The sequence below is a fragment of the Sphingobium mellinum genome (genome assembly GCF_037860795.1).
GTDB classification, from domain to species: domain Bacteria; phylum Pseudomonadota; class Alphaproteobacteria; order Sphingomonadales; family Sphingomonadaceae; genus Sphingobium; species Sphingobium mellinum.
The window spans coordinates 250,056-266,591 of sequence record NZ_JBANRK010000002.1; the positions used below are offsets into that span (position 1 = coordinate 250,056).

Annotated in this window: 13 protein-coding genes; 3 read left to right on the plus strand and 10 right to left on the minus strand. The window is 63.3% G+C overall.

Annotation, left to right across the window (positions count from 1 at the left end):
- Positions 1 to 67: 67 nt before the first annotated feature.
- Positions 68 to 247: a hypothetical protein gene (locus AAC640_RS05585; protein WP_340265114.1), complete on the minus strand. Its 180-nt coding sequence runs from the start codon at positions 245 to 247 to the stop codon at positions 68 to 70.
- A gap of 237 nt (positions 248 to 484) precedes the next feature.
- Between AAC640_RS05585 and AAC640_RS05590 the strand changes: the two genes are divergently transcribed.
- Entirely contained in the window at positions 485 to 1,444 is a 960-nt protein-coding gene (locus AAC640_RS05590) for a crotonase/enoyl-CoA hydratase family protein (protein ID WP_340265115.1), read from the plus strand.
- Between the two features lie 8 nt (positions 1,445 to 1,452).
- On the opposite strand, the gene AAC640_RS05595 is transcribed toward AAC640_RS05590, so the two are convergent.
- The 3 genes from AAC640_RS05595 to groES all read right to left on the minus strand — a co-directional run bounded on the left by AAC640_RS05595 (position 1,453) and on the right by groES (position 5,680).
- Entirely contained in the window at positions 1,453 to 3,405 is a 1,953-nt protein-coding gene (locus AAC640_RS05595; RefSeq protein ID WP_340265116.1) for a putative bifunctional diguanylate cyclase/phosphodiesterase, read from the minus strand.
- 240 nt (positions 3,406 to 3,645) lie between these two features.
- Positions 3,646 to 5,289, minus strand: coding sequence for a chaperonin GroEL (gene groL, locus AAC640_RS05600; RefSeq protein ID WP_340265117.1), 1,644 nt, complete (start codon positions 5,287 to 5,289; stop codon positions 3,646 to 3,648).
- 103 nt (positions 5,290 to 5,392) lie between these two features.
- Positions 5,393 to 5,680 (minus strand): co-chaperone GroES, encoded by a 288-nt coding sequence (groES, locus tag AAC640_RS05605; protein ID WP_340265118.1) that lies wholly within the window; start codon positions 5,678 to 5,680, stop codon positions 5,393 to 5,395.
- 419 nt (positions 5,681 to 6,099) lie between these two features.
- Here groES and yghU point away from each other — a divergent pair, with 419 nt between their 5' ends.
- On the plus strand, positions 6,100 to 6,978 hold the full coding sequence (gene yghU, locus AAC640_RS05610) for a glutathione-dependent disulfide-bond oxidoreductase (protein WP_340265119.1): 879 nt from the start codon (positions 6,100 to 6,102) through the stop codon (positions 6,976 to 6,978).
- A 159-nt stretch (positions 6,979 to 7,137) separates the two neighbouring features.
- Here yghU and AAC640_RS05615 read toward each other — a convergent pair whose 3' ends face one another.
- Positions 7,138 to 7,749 (minus strand): NAD(P)-dependent oxidoreductase, encoded by a 612-nt coding sequence (locus tag AAC640_RS05615; protein WP_340265120.1) that lies wholly within the window; start codon positions 7,747 to 7,749, stop codon positions 7,138 to 7,140.
- Between the two features lie 107 nt (positions 7,750 to 7,856).
- Between AAC640_RS05615 and AAC640_RS05620 the strand changes: the two genes are divergently transcribed.
- Positions 7,857 to 8,252: a winged helix-turn-helix transcriptional regulator gene (locus tag AAC640_RS05620; RefSeq protein WP_340265121.1), complete on the plus strand. Its 396-nt coding sequence runs from the start codon at positions 7,857 to 7,859 to the stop codon at positions 8,250 to 8,252.
- On the opposite strand, the gene ligA is transcribed toward AAC640_RS05620, so the two are convergent.
- The 5 genes from ligA to pnp form a co-directional block, all read right to left on the minus strand.
- Complete coding sequence (gene ligA, locus AAC640_RS05625) at positions 8,249 to 10,369, minus strand: NAD-dependent DNA ligase LigA (protein WP_340265122.1); 2,121 nt, start codon at positions 10,367 to 10,369, stop codon at positions 8,249 to 8,251. The two genes, AAC640_RS05620 and ligA, sit on opposite strands and share 4 nt — an antisense overlap.
- Positions 10,370 to 10,393: 24 nt before the next feature.
- On the minus strand, positions 10,394 to 12,055 hold the full coding sequence (gene recN, locus AAC640_RS05630; protein WP_340265123.1) for a DNA repair protein RecN: 1,662 nt from the start codon (positions 12,053 to 12,055) through the stop codon (positions 10,394 to 10,396).
- A gap of 108 nt (positions 12,056 to 12,163) precedes the next feature.
- Positions 12,164 to 12,949: an outer membrane protein assembly factor BamD gene (locus AAC640_RS05635; protein WP_340265124.1), complete on the minus strand. Its 786-nt coding sequence runs from the start codon at positions 12,947 to 12,949 to the stop codon at positions 12,164 to 12,166.
- Between the two features lie 68 nt (positions 12,950 to 13,017).
- Positions 13,018 to 14,034 carry a sensor histidine kinase gene (locus AAC640_RS05640; RefSeq protein WP_340265125.1) on the minus strand — a complete coding sequence of 339 codons (1,017 nt, stop codon included), beginning with the start codon at positions 14,032 to 14,034 and terminating at the stop codon, positions 13,018 to 13,020.
- A 134-nt stretch (positions 14,035 to 14,168) separates the two neighbouring features.
- Positions 14,169 to 16,493, minus strand: a complete 2,325-nt coding sequence (gene pnp / locus AAC640_RS05645) for a polyribonucleotide nucleotidyltransferase (protein WP_340265126.1) — start codon at positions 16,491 to 16,493, stop codon at positions 14,169 to 14,171.
- Between the last annotated feature and the right edge of the window lie 43 nt (positions 16,494 to 16,536).

A 16,536-nucleotide genomic window follows, 5' to 3' on the forward strand; every position in this document is an offset into this window, starting at 1 on the left:
CTCGCTTTTTCAGCATTAGAGCAGACGGAACTGCGCAGCATGCCCGCCAAAACGCGGCGAGCGCCTTTCAACCTTCCTTGCGCAGACCGTCAAAGGCAACGACCGCGTCGATATTGAACCCTTCGACGCGCCGATATTGGCCGACGAAGCAGAGGCAGTCCGCCGTCAGGCTGAGGCGCCAGGATTCCCCGCCTTCATCATGCAGCAGGAGCGTAACGATCTGTCGGTCGGTTCGAGGCTTATCCATACCGACCCTGGTAATTAATAAAGGTTAACAATCCCCTGCATGGTTACTTTACATATGTATAATATGGAGTTTTGTTGCAGTGACGCAACACACTCCTTCTACAAAGCGTCATTTCGGCGACTTGTTAGCAACAGGTCATTCTAAAAAACGTTAACGAACCACTGTTTGACACCGTAACGATTGCATTGGCAGCTCAACCTTGGTCTCCTCAATCTGGATCGAAATTTGGGGGCGCAGATGGTTGATTCCGGGCGGTTTAATCCAGCACGGGAAGAAGTGGAGGACGCTTCTTCTGTGCCTCTTTCGGGCGACGACGCCATTCACCATATTTCCGTTACGGACAGGCGATCGGATCCCGGTGACAGTGGCTATTCCATGCTGTTCGATCTGGGTCAGATCGACGTAAGCTGGGATTTGCCCATCGACACACTTTGGGCTTTCATGACGCCTGCGACTCGGCCCAATTACAGTCTACCCATGCTGCGGGATATCCGGCTGTGGCAGACAGAGGCGAAGCGGCTGTTCGACGAAGGCAGATTGCCAATCAAATATATGGTGCTGGGATCCCGTTTCCCCGGCGTGTTCAACCTGGGCGGCGATCTGGAACTCTTCGCCGGCTGCATCGAGCGCGGAGACCTTGCCGGGCTGGTCAAATATGGTCATGCCTGCATCGACGTCGTCCATCGCGCCTGGCGCAACGCCGACATGCCCCTCATCTCCATCGCGCTGGCCCAGGGTGACGCATTGGGGGGAGGGTTTGAAGCTCTGCTGTGCTTCGACGTGGTGGTCGCGGAACGCAGCGCCCGCTTCGGCCTTCCTGAAATGCTGTTCGGCCTGTTCCCCGGGATGGGTGCCTATTCCATTCTTGCGCGCAAACTCGGCAGGCGCATGGCCGAGCGGATGATCCTGTCCGGCAAGGTATATAGCGCCGAAGAGATGTACGACATGGGCATCGTCACGGTCTTGGCCGAAAACGGCGAGGGTGAGCAGGCGGTGCGCGACTATATCGTGGGGAACAGACCGCATCACGCCGGTCATGTAGGCGTGTTCGAAGCGGGGCGCCGGGTCGATCCACTGGACTATGCCGAGCTGAAGGACATCGTGGAAAACTGGGCCGCTACCGCGCTGAAGCTCGATCCCAAGGATTTGCGGATGATGCGGCGCCTGGCTTCCGCCCAGACACGTCTTCACAAATAGGCGGAGATTCAGGCGTGGCGTCGATCCCTGATCAAGGTCACGACGTCACTTCGGTCACGCCGCATCCCTCGCATCAGTTCAAGCAGCGCATCGGCATCCATCGGGCGGCTCAGGACGAAGCCCTGAACATTGGTGAAGCCCATCTCTCGCGCGCATCGCAGCTGTTCTTCGGTCTCGATGCCTTCGGCCACCGTTTCCACATCCAGCGCGTGAGCGAGATAGGCAACCGATTGCGCGATCGCCCGGTCACGCCCCTTCTCCCCAACGCTGCGCATGAAGCTCTGGTCGACCTTTAACGTGTCGAAGGAATAGTCGCGCAAATAGCCGAGGGAGGAATATCCCGTCCCGAAATCATCCAGAGCCAGCCGTAGCCCGATACGCTGTAGCTCAGACAGGATCAGGCTGGTACGGCCGCTGTCCTCCAGAAAAATGGACTCGGTCACTTCCAGTTCCAGCCGCCTTGCCTTCAGTCCTGACGCCATCAGCGCGGCGATCACCGCACGGGAAAGCCCGTCGCTCTTGATGAGGGCGGGCGAAATATTGACGGCGACGCGGACATGATCTTCCCATCGCATCGCGTCGTGACAGGCTTTTTCCAGCGCCCAGGCCGTAATCGGTTCGATCAGCGAGCAGCTTTCGGCGATCGGGATGAATTCGGACGGGGAAATCCGTCCCATTATCGGATGATCCCAGCGCATGAGGGCTTCGCAGATGGCGATCTTGCCCGTCACCGTGTCGAAGATGGGCTGATAATGCAGCATCAGTTCACCATTAGCCATGGCACTGCGCAGGCCCACCTCCAGCTCGTAGGTACGGTTCTGCCGCTCCTTCATCTGCCAGTTGAAGCAGGCGTGGCGATTCCGTCCGGAATGTTTGGCATGGTAAAGCGCCATATCCGCGTGCTGGAGCAGTTCGTCGCTATCCCGACCATCCTCCGGCGCGACCGCGACACCTACCGACGCCGTGACTCCCAGATGATATCCGCCGACAGGGAAATCATGACTGAAACCCGCCATTACGTCCTGGGCGATCTGATCGGCATCGTCGCGGTCGGCGCCGGGACAGATGAGGATGAATTCATCGCCGCCAAAACGCGCGATATGGCCCCGTCCATCCATCGTCGCTGCGAGACGCTCAGCGACCGCGCAGAGCAGCTGGTCCCCGACGATGTGACCCAATGAATCGTTGATCTCCTTGAAGCGGTCAAGATCCATCCAGATTACGGCCATCGGCTCCTGACCAGTCAGGCGGGCATCAAACAACTCACGCAACCGCATCTGCATAGCCATCCTGTTTTCGACGCCGGTCAGACTGTCGAAGCGGGCCAGCCTTTCGAACTTGGCGGCAAGCTGCGTCTTTTCATACTTGCCCCGCAGCGCCTCAACCACGATGCGGTGGGTCGTCCGGGTGATTTCCGCCATGGCGAAGATCATCAGAAACAGCATCGCAGCCAGCACCCAATAGCCTAGTCCCCCGGCGAGGGTGAGGCCAAGGGAGGTAGGCAGCAGCGCGAAGCAGGTTTGCCCTATCGCGATATGCACGCGCCCGGCATTGCGTCCGGAAATGCCCCCCGAATAGGCGGCGACGAGGCAGACGCTGAGAATGTGGAGCGACGCGTCAGCGGTCAGGATAAGGGTCGCAAAGGCGAGCAGTCCCAGCAGGGCCGCATAGCCCCAGGCACCGAGCTCGTAGGCCAGACCCCAGATCGGCCGGGTCGGGCCGTCCTGGTCCGCAAGTTGCCGCTGGAAGTAGACGGCGGAGACAGATCGACTGAACGCCACAAGGCAGATCAGGACGGCGATCGCAGTGATGGGTGGTCGATCCGCGTGATGGGCGACCACCAGGCTCAAAGAGCCGCCGGCCACAGCCCCAATCATCAGCGAAGCAGGTGAGGCGTACAGTGATTTGACAAGACTGTCCTGCACCTCAGCGCTCTGCTGAGTGTCCGGCGCAAAGCGCATGCGCAGTTTAGCGCTCCAATGGCGGCAGAGGCGTGACACGTCCCCTTCACCATTGGCGAAACATGTTTTCCATTTGGTAAATTTCGCGCTCGTAACGTTTCGCGCGAACGCTCTGAATGCGCAGCCAGACGCTGATTTTCAGGGCGTGAGCATGGCCCGGACGGCGGCGCCATCCACCTTGACGGAAAGGGCCGGCGGATCGCTCCGCCGGCCCATCCCATTTCGCCTGGAGGCTGGAACTTAGAAGTCCATGCCGCCCATGCCGCCCATGCCACCCGGCATCGCAGGCGCGCCGGACTTGTCTTCCGGCAGTTCAGCGATGGTGGCTTCGGTGGTGATCAGCAGACCAGCAACCGAGGCAGCGTCCTGCAGGGCAGCACGAACGACCTTGGTCGGGTCGATGACACCGGCCGCAACCAGGTTTTCATAGGTATCGGTCGCAGCGTTGAAGCCCCGGGTCTCGTCATTTTCGCGCAGCAGGTTGCCCGCGACAACCGCACCATCGACGCCCGCATTCTGGGCGATCTGGCGCAGCGGAGCCTCGATGGCCTTGCGGATGATGTCGATACCGCGAGTCTGGTCATCATTGGCGCCCTTGAGGTCCTTGAGGGCCTTGGTCGCGTACAGCAGAGCCGTGCCGCCACCGGGGACGATGCCTTCTTCAACAGCCGCACGGGTCGCGTGCAGCGCGTCGTCGACGCGGTCCTTGCGCTCCTTCACCTCGACTTCGGTCGCACCGCCAACCTTGATGACGGCAACGCCGCCAGCCAGCTTGGCGAGACGCTCCTGCAGCTTTTCGCGGTCATAGTCGGACGTGGTGGTCTCGATCTGAGCGCGGATCTGCTCGGTGCGGCCCTTGATCGCGTCGGCATCACCGGCGCCATCAACGATGGTGGTGTTGTCCTTGTCGATCGTGATGCGCTTGGCGGTGCCAAGCATGCCGAGGGTGACGTTTTCCAGCTTGATGCCGAGGTCTTCGGAGATGACTTCGCCCTTGGTGAGGACGGCGATGTCTTCCAGCATGGCCTTGCGGCGGTCGCCGAAGCCAGGCGCCTTGACCGCAGCGACCTTCAGGCCACCGCGCAGCTTGTTGACGACCAGGGTCGCCAGCGCTTCACCTTCGATGTCCTCAGCGATGATGAGCAGCGGACGGCCCGACTGCACCACGGCTTCGAGGATCGGCAGGATCGACTGGAGGTTCGACAGCTTCTTTTCGTGGATCAGGATGTAGGGGTCAGCCAGTTCGACCTGCATCTTTTCCGGATTGGTGATGAAGTAGGGCGACAGATAGCCGCGGTCGAACTGCATGCCTTCGACGACGTCCAGTTCGAAGTCGAGACCCTTGGCCTCTTCCACGGTGATGACGCCTTCCTTGCCGACCTTTTCCATGGCTTCGGCAATCTTCTGGCCGACTTCCACGTCACCGTTCGCCGAGATGATGCCGACCTGGGCAACTTCCTGCGAACCCGAAACCGGCTTCGAACGCGCCTTGATGTCCTCAACGACCTTGGTGACGGCGAGGTCGATGCCACGCTTGAGGTCCATCGGGTTCATGCCGGCGGCCACCGACTTCATGCCTTCGCGAACGATCGCCTGGGCAAGAACGGTCGCGGTGGTGGTGCCGTCACCGGCGATGTCGTTGGTCTTCGAAGCAACTTCGCGGACCATCTGGGCGCCCATATTCTCGAACTTGTCCTTCAGTTCGATTTCCTTGGCGACGGAAACGCCGTCCTTGGTGATGCGGGGAGCGCCGAAGCTCTTGTCGATGACGACGTTGCGGCCCTTGGGGCCGAGGGTCACCTTGACCGCGTCGGCCAGGATGTCGACGCCGCGCAGAATGCGCTCACGAGCGTCACGCGAAAACTTTACGTCCTTCGCTGCCATGATCTTTTACCTTCTTCATGAGAATTGCAAAACTTGCGAAGTTCACACCGTTACAGGGCGCGAATTTCCGCCGAAAATCAGAAATGCGGTCCGGTTCGCAGCTTTACGCGACGACGCCCAGAATGTCCGATTCCTTCATGATCAGCAGGTCTTCACCGTCGACCTTGACTTCGGTGCCCGACCATTTGCCGAACAGGATGCGGTCGCCGGCCTTGACGTCGAGCGGCGTAACCTTGCCGTCCTCAGCCTTCGCACCGGAACCGACGGAGACGATTTCGCCTTCCTGCGGCTTTTCCTGGGCGGTGTCGGGGATGATGATCCCGCCGGCAGTCTTCGCTTCCGCTTCGATGCGGCGAACGAGAACGCGGTCGTGCAACGGACGAAATGCCATGTTGAGTGCCTTTCCCTTACGACGTTAGTGGGATCCGGAAAGGCGCGCGGCGGGAAATCCCCCTGAGCCGTTGCGCCTTGCACTCCTTCTCCCGATGAACCTGCGCTTGTTAGCACTCTATAAGGAAGAGTGCCAGCGCTGCCTTCATATGGATCAGCCGATGGGAGCGTCAAGAGGTCGCGGGCAGAAAAAAGCCGATCCGCGCAACAGCCTTACCCCAGCGGCATAGCCGTTTCCTGCCGGCCAAAACAGCATGCGTCCGGCCAGACGCTTCCCTGCGTGCAGGAAATGGGACGCACCGACAGGCGACTCATTTTTATTCCTACCGGCTTTTCGACCGGCCGCGCGCATCCTACCTTGCGGGCATGGCCGGGCGCATTCGCCACCCGCCCATTTCCTCCAAACCGATGGATGCCTGCATGACCGAAACCACAGCCTACAGCCCGCCACGCGTCTGGACATGGGACCAGGCGAGCGGAGGCCCGTTCGCCAATATCAACAGGCCGATCGCCGGACCTACGCATGAGAAGGAACTGCCCGTCGGCCAGCATCCGATCCAGCTTTACTCACTGGCAACGCCCAACGGCCAGAAGGTCAGCATTCTGCTGGAAGAGTTGCTGGCCGCCGGGCATTCCGGCGCGGAATATGACGCCTGGCTGATTCGCATCAGCGACGGTGACCAGTTTGGGAGCGGCTTCGTTTCGGTCAATCCCAACAGCAAGATACCCGCATTGGTCGACCACAGCGTCTCCCCAGCACAACCGGTGTTCGAGTCGGGCGCGATCCTGCTCTACCTTGCCGAAAAGTTCGGCGCCTTCCTGCCCCGGGACCCGGCCGGCCGCGCCACGACTCTGTCCTGGCTGTTCTGGCAGATGGCCAGCGCGCCGGTCCTGGGCGGCGGATTCGGCCATTTCTTCGCCTATGCGCCCGAGAAGATCCCCTATGCGATCGACCGCTACACGATGGAGGCCAAGCGCCAACTGGATGTGCTGGACCGCCGCCTGGCCGAGCATGAATATGTGGCCGGCGACAGCTATACGATCGCCGACATCGCGATCTGGCCCTGGTATGGCGGGCTTGTCCTGGGGCGGACCTATGAAAATGCGGCCGAGTTCCTTGACGCGGCGAGCTATCGCAACATTCAGCGCTGGGCGGCGCAGATCGACGCCCGTCCGGCGGTGAAGCGAGGCCGCATCGTCAACAAGGCGAATGGACCGCTGGAAGAACAGTTGCACGAACGGCATGACGCAGGCGATTTCGATACGAAGACGCAGGACAAGCTGGAAGACGCGGCTTGAATATCCCAGCGTCGCTGCGGGCGGCGACCGGATGGCCAGAAGCCGACATCATTCCCTACTCCCGATGACCGGAAGGGATCAGGGGGTGGGCCTGCACTGCGTCGCATCAGCCCACCCCGCCCCTTTTACGGGAAAGGAGAAAGCCTTCCGAATCCTTCCTCAATAGCCCACGGTGAACCGCGCGCGGCTGTGCCGCGGCGTTTCGATCTCGTCGACCAGCGCGATGGCATAGTCCGCGTAGGAGATGCTGCTGTTGCCGTCGGCGTCGACCAGCAGGTCGTCCTTGCCCAACCGGAAGCTGCCTTTGCGGTCGCCGACGAAGAAATAGGCGGAGGGAGAGAGGAAGGTCCAGTCGAGGTCATCGACCCCGCGCAAATAGTTCAGGAACGTCGCGCCCTTGCTCGCTTCCGCCTTATAGGCTTCGGGAAATTCGGGCGTATCGATCAGCGCCACGCCCGGCGCGACCAACAGGCTGCCGGCGCCGCCGACCACCAGATAGCGCGGCACCCCGGAATCGCGCACTATGCCCACCAGCGCGGCAGGATCGGTGTCGGAAAACATCACCGCGCTCACCACCACATCATGGCCGCGAATCGCTTCGACCAGTGTGGCGGGTTGCGCAACGTCGCCGGCAACCGCCGTCACGCCGTCGGCATCGATCGCATTTTCGGGATGGCGCGAAATCGCCGTCACCTGATGCCCGCGTCGCGCCAGTTCAGCACTGATTTCCGTACCCGCGCGGCCCGTGCCGCCAATGATCGCCACCTTCATATTCTCGTCTCCACGTGGTTACCGATGGAAACCAGATAGCGATCCGGCTATCATGCCCGCAAGAAGGCACCTCGCCTTCACCTGGTTACGCCAAGGATACCGCCTTCATGACCCTCCCCCAGTCCCCGCGCATCGGCGATGCCTATGATCCCGACTGCCCGACCCGCCACATCCTCGACCGGATCGGCGACAAATGGGCGGTGCTGGTGCTGTTGACACTGAAGGACGGTCCAGTGCGTTTCAACGATTTGCGGCGGCGGATCGGCGCGATCTCGCAGAAGATGCTGTCGCAGACATTGAAGAGCCTGGAACGCGACGGCCTGGTCATTCGCGCCGCCTTCCCGACCGTGCCGGTGACGGTGGAATATCGGCTGACCCCGTTGGCGGGTGGGCTGATCGGCATATTGGGCGAGATCACCCGCTGGGCCGAAGCCCATGTCGGCGACATCATGACGTCGCGGCGTGCCCATGACAACGCGCTGGCCAATGCGATGGCGGCTTAACCCGCCGCCCGCACAATCTCCGCCCATTCGGCTTCCGTGATCACCCTGATCTCCAGCGCGGCGGCCTGTTTGAGCTTGCTGCCCGCGCCCGGACCGGCAACCACCAGATCGGTCTTGGCGCTGACCGATCCGGCCGCCTTGGCGCCCAGCCGTTCGGCCTGAGCCTTGGCCTCGTCGCGGCTCATCGTTTCCAGCTTGCCGGTGAACACGACCGTCTTGCCAGTGACGGCGCTGGCGGTGGTTTCCACGACAAAATCCGGTGGCGAGACTTCGGAGAGCAGGTCGTCCCACGCTTCGACATTATGGTGTTCGTGAAAGAAGTCGGCCAGCGCATGACCGACCGCCGCGCCCACATTGTCGACCCCGATATGGTCGGCGATGGCCTTGTCCCGCTTCGCCTGGCTGTCGAAGGGCTGGTCGCGCAGGACGATGATTTCTTCCGCCAGCGTGCGGATCGCGGCCAGCGTGGCGTAGCGTTTCAGGAGGTCGCGCGCGGTCACCGCGCCGATATGGCGGATGCCAAGGCCAAAGAGCAGCCGTGCGGCATCCGGCTGCCGCTTTGCCTCGATCGCCGCGAAGAGGTTGTCGACCGACTTTTCCTTCCAGCCTTCGCGGTCGAGCAGGTCGGCGCGATGTCGCTTCAGGCGGAAAATGTCGGCGGGTTCGGCGATCCAGCCGAGGTCCAGAAACTCCTGGATCGTCTTTTCGCCCAGCCCCTCGATGTCGAGCGCCGCGCGGCTGACGAAGTGGCGGAGGCGCTCGAAGCGCTGGGCCGGGCAAATGAGGCCGCCAGTGCAGCGTATGTCCACCTCCCCCTCCTCGCGCACCGCTTCGGACTGGCAGACGGGGCAATGGGCAGGAAAAAGGAAGGGGGCGCGCGGATCGTCGCGGGTGAGATTGTCGACGACCTGCGGAATGACATCCCCGGCGCGCTGAACGACGATGCGATCGCCCGGCCTGACGCCCAGCCGCGCGATCTCGTCGGCATTGTGAAGCGTGACGTTGGACACGACCACGCCGCCAACGGTGACCGGGGTGAGCCGCCCCACCGGGGTCAGCTTGCCGGTGCGGCCGACCTGGATGTCGATCGCCTCCAGCGTGGTCTGCGCGCGTTCGGCAGGGAATTTATGCGCGATCGCCCAGCGCGGCGCCTTGGCGACGAAGCCGAGCCGCTGCTGCCAGTCTAGCCGGTCGACCTTGTAGACCACGCCGTCAATGTCGAAGGGCAGATCGGCGCGCGCTGCCTCTATTCCGCGATAATGGGCGATCAGCGCGTCGAGCGTATCGACGCAGGCCAGCCGGTCGGACACGGGGACGCCCCAGCTGGCAATCGCCTGCATGACGCCAAGCTGCGTATCGGCCGGCAGGCCGCTCGTTTCGCCCCAGCCATGCGCCAGGAAACGCAGCGGGCGGCTGGCGGTGACGCTTGGGTCCTTCTGTCGCAGCGATCCCGCCGCCGCGTTGCGCGGATTGGCGAACTGGCGCGCCCTGGCGGGGTCCTCCGCTTCGGCGACCAGCCGCTGGTTGAGGGCGGCGAAGTCGGCCTTGGCCATATAGACTTCGCCCCTGATTTCGAACAGGTCCGGGATGTCCGCACCCGCCAGCCGATCAGGAATGTCGGCGATGGTGCGGGCGTTGGCGGTGACATCCTCTCCCGTCGTGCCGTCGCCGCGCGTCGCCGCCAGCCGCAACTCGCCCCGTTCATAGCGGAGCGAACAGGACAGGCCGTCGATCTTGGGTTCGGCGGTCAAGGCCACCGGCGCGTCTTCGGGCAAAGCGAGGAAACGACGCACGCGGGCGACGAATTCGGCAATGTCCTCGTCGGAAAAGCCGTTGTCGAGGCTCATCATGCGAACGGCATGCGGGACTTTCCTGAGACCGGACGTAGGCGTCGCCCCGACCTGGGCATTGGGGGAATCGGCGCGGACAAGATGCGGGAAGGCAGCCTCCAGCGCGTTATTCTCGCGGATCAGCGCGTCATAGGCCGCGTCGCTGATCTCCGGCTGATCCTCGTCATGATAGAGGCGGTTGTGGCGCGCTATTTCCCGCGCGAGGCGCATCAGGCGGTTGGCCGCTTGGGCTTCGGTCATCTGGGCGGGATCGGTCGATTCACTCATATCTGCTCCAAAGGGCCGGAAGGATCAGACCTCCAGCAGCCGCTCCGCCTGTGCCCTGGCCTCCGCCGTGATCTCGGCGCCGGACAGCATGCGGGCGATTTCCTCGCGACGTTCGCTCTCGCTCAGCGCATGGACGCCGGTGCGCGTCACGGTGCCGTCGCTCGACTTGGCGATCAGCATATGGCCGGCGCCGCGCGCCGCCACCTGCGGGCTGTGCGTCACCACCAATATCTGGTTGCTTTGCGCCAGCCGGGCGAGCCGTTCGCCGATCGCGGAGGCCACCGCGCCACCCACGCCCCGGTCGATCTCGTCGAAGACGAGCGTGTCCGCGCCGCCCCGCTCCGCCAGCGCAACCTTGAGCGCGAGGATGAAGCGCGACAGTTCGCCGCCGGACGCAATCTTGACCAGCGGCCCGAAAGGCGCGCCGGGATTGGTGGAAATCTCGAATTCGACCCGGTCCATGCCCTGGGCGCTCCATTGGCGCTCGTCGAGCGGGGCGACCACGGTGCGGAAGCGCGCGGCGTCGAGCTTGAGCGGCGCAAGTTCGGCCGCCACCGCCTGGTCCAGCCGTTCGGCCGCCCGAGCGCGCTGGGCGGACAGAGCCTGGGCAGCGCGGCGATAGGCGGACGCGGTTGCCGCGACCTCCGCCTCCAGCGCGGCGAGATGCTCCTCCCCGCCCTCAATCGCCGCCAGCCGCGCCGCCATGTCGTCGCGCAACCCGGCGAGTTCGTCGGGCGCCACCTGATGCTTGCGGGCAAGGCCGCGCAGGTCGAACAGCCGGGTTTCGATGGCATCGAGGCGCGCGGGATCGAAACTGAGCGCTTCGGCGGCGTCGGCGAGCCGTTCCTCCGCCTCCCCCGCCTCGATCACCGCGCGGTCGAGGGCCGCGAGCACATCGGCCAGCGGTTCATATTCGGCGACGATGCGGTCCAGCCGACGCGCCGCCCCCCGCAGCTGGGCAAGGCCTCCGTCCGATCCGGCCAGGCACTCGGTCACCGCCGACAGATCGTCGGACAGGCGCGCGCCCTTCTGCATGGTGGCGCGTTCTTCGGCGAGCGTCGCTTCCTCGCCGGGTTCGGGCGCAAAGCGGGCCAGTTCCTCGACCGCGTGGGTGAGATAATCGCGGTCGCGCGAAGCCAGCTCCACGGCCGCGCGGCTTTGCGCCAGCCGCTCCGCCGCCGCGCGCCAGGCGAGATGGGCGCTGGTCACCGCGCCGGCGTCGCAGCGGCCATAGGCGTCGAGCAGGGCGCGATGGCCCCGGGGGTTGAGCAGGCCGCGATCGTCATGCTGGCCGTGGATTTCGACCAGCGCAGCGCCCAAGTCGCGCAGCAGAGCGGCCGAGCAGGCCTGGTCGTTGACGAAGGCGCGACTGCCGCCATCGGCTTTCACGATACGGCGGATGATGATCGGCTCGCCGGGCTCCACGTCGATGCCGTTGCCGGCGAGCAAGTCGGCGGCGCGATGATCGGCGCGCGACAGGTCAAAGGTCGCGGTGACGCTCGCCTGCGCCTCGCCGCTGCGGACGAGACCACTTTCGGCCCGCGCGCCCAGAGCCAGGCCCAGCGAATCGAGCAGGATCGACTTGCCCGCGCCGGTTTCCCCGGTGAGCACGCCCAGCCCCGCGCCGAACTCCAGATCCAGCGCCTCGATCAGCACGACATTGCGGATGGAAAGGTTGGTCAGCACGACGTTCGCCCGCGAACGTCATCCTGGCGCGGGCCGGGATCTCGTGCCGCTAGGTCGTGCCCGATGGCCTGAGACCCCAGCTTTCGCCGGGGTGACGAAATGGCTTGATCACGCCTTGGCGCCATGTTCCCGCATGAGCTTGAAGGAACGCTCATACCATTTGGAGCCGGGATAGTTCCTGCCCAGCACCGCAGCGGCTTTTTGCGCTTCCTCGGGGACGCCGAGCGAGAGATAGGATTCGACCAGACGCTCCAGCGCCTCGGGCGTATGAGTCGTGGTCTGATATTTGTCGATCACGGTGCGGAAGCGCAGCGTCGCCGCCAGCCATTGACCACGGCGCTGGTAGAAACGGCCGACCTCCATCTCCTTGCCCGCCAGATGGTCGTTGACGAGGTCGAGCTTGAGCCGGGCGTCGGCAGCGTAGCGCGTGCCGGGATAGCGACGGATCAGTTCACCCAGCGCGTCGAGGGACTGCTGCGTGATCTTCTGGTCGCGGGTCACGTCGGCGATCTGTTCATAATAGCAGAGCGCGATCAGATAATAGGCGTAGGGCGCGTCCTTGCTGCCGGTGTGGATCGACAGGAAGCGCTGCGAGGCCGCGATCGATTCACTATAATCGCGATTCATATAGTAGCTGAACGCCGCCATCAGCTGGGCGCGGCGCGCCCAGGGCGAATAGGGATGCTGCCGCTCAACCTCGTCGAACATGGCAGCGGCCATCTTGTACTGGCCGCGATCCAGCCGGTATTTGCCCGCATTGTAGAGCGTGGAGACGTCGCGGGCGACATATTGGGTGTCGGCCTTGTTCTTCGACGTAGCGCACCCGGCGAGCAGGGCGGCGAGCAGAAGCGGAGCGGTGGCCGCGCCGATGCGCGTCATGGTTTTCGTCAGCATGGCCGGGTCATAGCGGAGCGAATGGCACTCGCCAAGCGGCAGAATGGCTGCCGGTCGTGTCGGCCCGATCAGCGGGCGGGCGCCGGCAGGTCAAGCCGGGCGACCGCGCCGCCTTCGGGCCGGGGATGCAGGGCGAAGTGGCCGCTCAACTGGCTGGCGAGCGCGTGGGCGATCCGCAAACCAAGGCTGTCGCCCCTTTCCATGTCGAAATCGGGTGCCAGGCCATTGCCATTGTCGGCTATCCTGAGCGAGAGCGAGCCGCTGATATCCTCGAGCGTCACTTCGATCGAGCCGCCACGACCCGACAGGCCATGTTCGATCGCGTTGCTGACCGCCTCCGCCACGATCAGCGCGAGCGGCACGGCGGTGCCAGATTCGAGCGTCAGGTGCGGCGGAGCGGAGACCGTCACGCTGATGTCATCGCGACCGCTGGCCTCAACGACATCCTGGGTCAGCCGGGTCAGGAACATGTCGATATTCTGGCCATCCTGGGCCGGATCGTAGAGCGCGCGACTGATGCGGCCGACCAGGGCGAGCCGGTTCGACGCGTCGTCCAGGGCCTTGCAGGCGCCGTCATGATCGATGTGACGACGCTGCAATGACATCACTGCGGCGACGACCTGCAGATTGTTGGACACGCGATGCTGCAGCTCATGGAACAGCAGTTCGCGATTTTCGGCCAGAACACGATTCCGCTCCCGCTCAATCGCCAGGTTGAAATTCGCCTTTTGCAGAAAATTGATGAGCGCGACATCGATGCCGACAACAGCCGCGTAAAGGGCCAGCGCCATCGCAACGCGGCTATCAAAGGCAAAACCCCTCTGGGGGGAAATGAAAAAGTACCAGGACAGCAGACCGCACAGCACGCCAGCGAACAGTCCTGGCCGAACCCCGAACAAGAAGGAGGAAAGGATGACCGCCGGAAAAAAGGACACGAAGGGATAGCCGATCGGAAGCAGGCCCTGCACCGCCATCCGCACGGCGAACACAATCAGGCAGAAAAGCCCGGTCAGCGCGTAACCCTGCCATGGTTGCGGCAGGACAAGCGGCAGCCGCTCGACAAACCGTTCGTTATTGCGCTGCATAAATCCCTCTCATCTTTGGGGGGGAAGCTATCAGAAGTTTCCTGAACGCCAATTGATTGACGTTAAGCTTTTATCCCCAAAGCAAAAAGGGGCGCCCCTACGGGCACCCCTTCTGCTAAATGGTGAGACGCGGATCAGTCCTGGGTCAGGAAGTCGGGCAAGCCGGCATTGGAGCCGTCATCATCGCCGCCCTTGCCTTCGCTGCGCGGGCCACGGTCGCGACGGGGGCCGCGATCGCCGCCCCGATCTCCACCGCGTCCGCCGCGATCACCGCCGTCACGACGCGGGCCACGGCCACGATCGCCCCGGCCGCCTTCGCGGTCGCCGCGCGGTTCGCGGGCGGGACGGGTGTCCTCCAGCTCTTCGCCGGTTTCCTGATCGACGACGCGCATCGACAGGCGCACCTTGCCGCGCGGGTCGATTTCAAGGACCTTGACCTTCACTTCCTGGCCTTCCGACACGACATCGGTCGGCTTTTCGACGCGTTCATTTTTCATTTCGGACACGTGGACAAGGCCGTCCTTGCCACCCATGAAGTTCACGAACGCACCGAAATCGACGATGTTGACGACCTTGCCGTTGTAGATCTTGCCGACTTCCGCTTCCTCGACGATGCCGAGGATCCACTTCTTCGCCGCTTCGATCTGGGCTATGTCGGACGAGGAAATCTTGATGATGCCCTCATCGTCGATGTCGACCTTGGCGCCGGTTTCTGCAACGATTTCACGAATGACCTTGCCGCCGGTGCCGATGACGTCGCGGATCTTCGACTTGTCGATCTGGATCGTCTCGATGCGCGGGGCATGAGCCGACAGCTCGCTGCGGGTCGAGGACAGCGCCTTGCTCATCTCACCCAGGATATGGGCGCGGCCTTCCTTCGCCTGACGCAGCGCGACTTCGAAAATCTCCTGCGTGATACCGGCGACCTTGATGTCCATCTGCATGGTGGTGATGCCGGCTTCCGTGCCCGCCACCTTGAAATCCATGTCGCCGAGGTGATCCTCGTCGCCCAGGATGTCGCTGATGACTGCATAGTCCTTGCCTTCGAGGATCAGGCCCATGGCGATGCCGGACACCGGACGCTTGAGCGGAACGCCCGCGTCCATCATCGAAAGCGAACCGCCGCAGACCGTCGCCATCGAGGACGAGCCGTTGGACTCGGTGATGTCGGACAGGACGCGGATCGTGTAGGGGAACTCGTCCTTGCTCGGCAGCACCGGATGCAGCGCGCGCCAGGCAAGCTTGCCATGGCCGACTTCACGACGGCCCGGCGCGCCGAAGCGGCCGACTTCACCGACCGAATAGGGCGGGAAGTTATAGTGCAGCATGAAATTTTCATAATGCACGCCGTTCAGGCCGTCGACCATCTGCTCGGCATCCTTGGTGCCCAGCGTGGTGGTGCAGATCGCCTGCGTTTCACCGCGGGTGAACAGCGCAGAACCATGGGTGCGCGGCAGGAAGCCGACCATCGCCTCGATCGGACGGATCTGCGTCGTGCTGCGGCCGTCGATCCGCTTGCCTTCCTTGAGGATGGCCGTGCGGACGATCTCGGCTTCCAGCTTCTTGGTCAGCTTGATACCGGCCATGACGGTCTGGGCGTCGAGGCCCTCCTCAGCGAAATAAGCCTTTGCCTTGGCGCGGGCTTCATTGAGCGCGTTGGAGCGGGCCGACTTGTCGGTCAGCTTGTAGGCGGCGGCAATGTCCTTGCCGATCAGCTTCTTGAGCTTCTTCTTGAGATCATCGAGATCATCGCCCTTGGCAACGTCCCACGGATCCTTCGCGGCCTTTTCAGCAAGGTCGATGATCGCGTTGACGACCTTCTTGCTGGCTTCATGGGCGAACAGGACGGCGCCGAGCATGACGTCTTCCGACAGCTCCTTGGCTTCGGATTCCACCATCATCACGGCGTTGCCGGTGGCGGCGACGACGAGGTCGAGTTCGCCTTCCTTCACTTCATCAAGGCTGGGGTTCAGCTGATATTCGCCATCCTTGTAACCGACGCGGGCGGCGCCGATGGGACCCAGGAAGGGCACGCCCGACAGCGTCAGCGCGGCCGAGGCGGCGATCATCGCCACAATGTCGGGCTCGCTGTCACCATCGAAGCTCAAAACCTGAGCGATGACGTTGATTTCGTTGTAGAAACCTTCGGGGAACAGCGGACGGACCGGGCGGTCGATCAGGCGGGAAACCAGCGTTTCCTTTTCCGTGGCGCCCCGTTCCCGCTTGAAGAAGCCGCCGGGGATACGGCCGGCAGCGGAATATTTTTCCTGATAATGGACGGTCAGCGGGAAGAAGTCCTGTCCTTCCTTCACCGACTTGGCGGCGGTCACGGCGCAGAGCACCACCGTCTCACCATAGGTTGCCAGCACGGCGGCGTCGGCCTGACGCGCAATACGGCCGGTTTCGAGGGTCAGCGTCTTGCCGGCCAGCTCGATTGATACCTTCTTTACATCGAACATAATGTTTTCCTTCGCCCGCCTGGCCCTATTGCCGGGCGGGGCC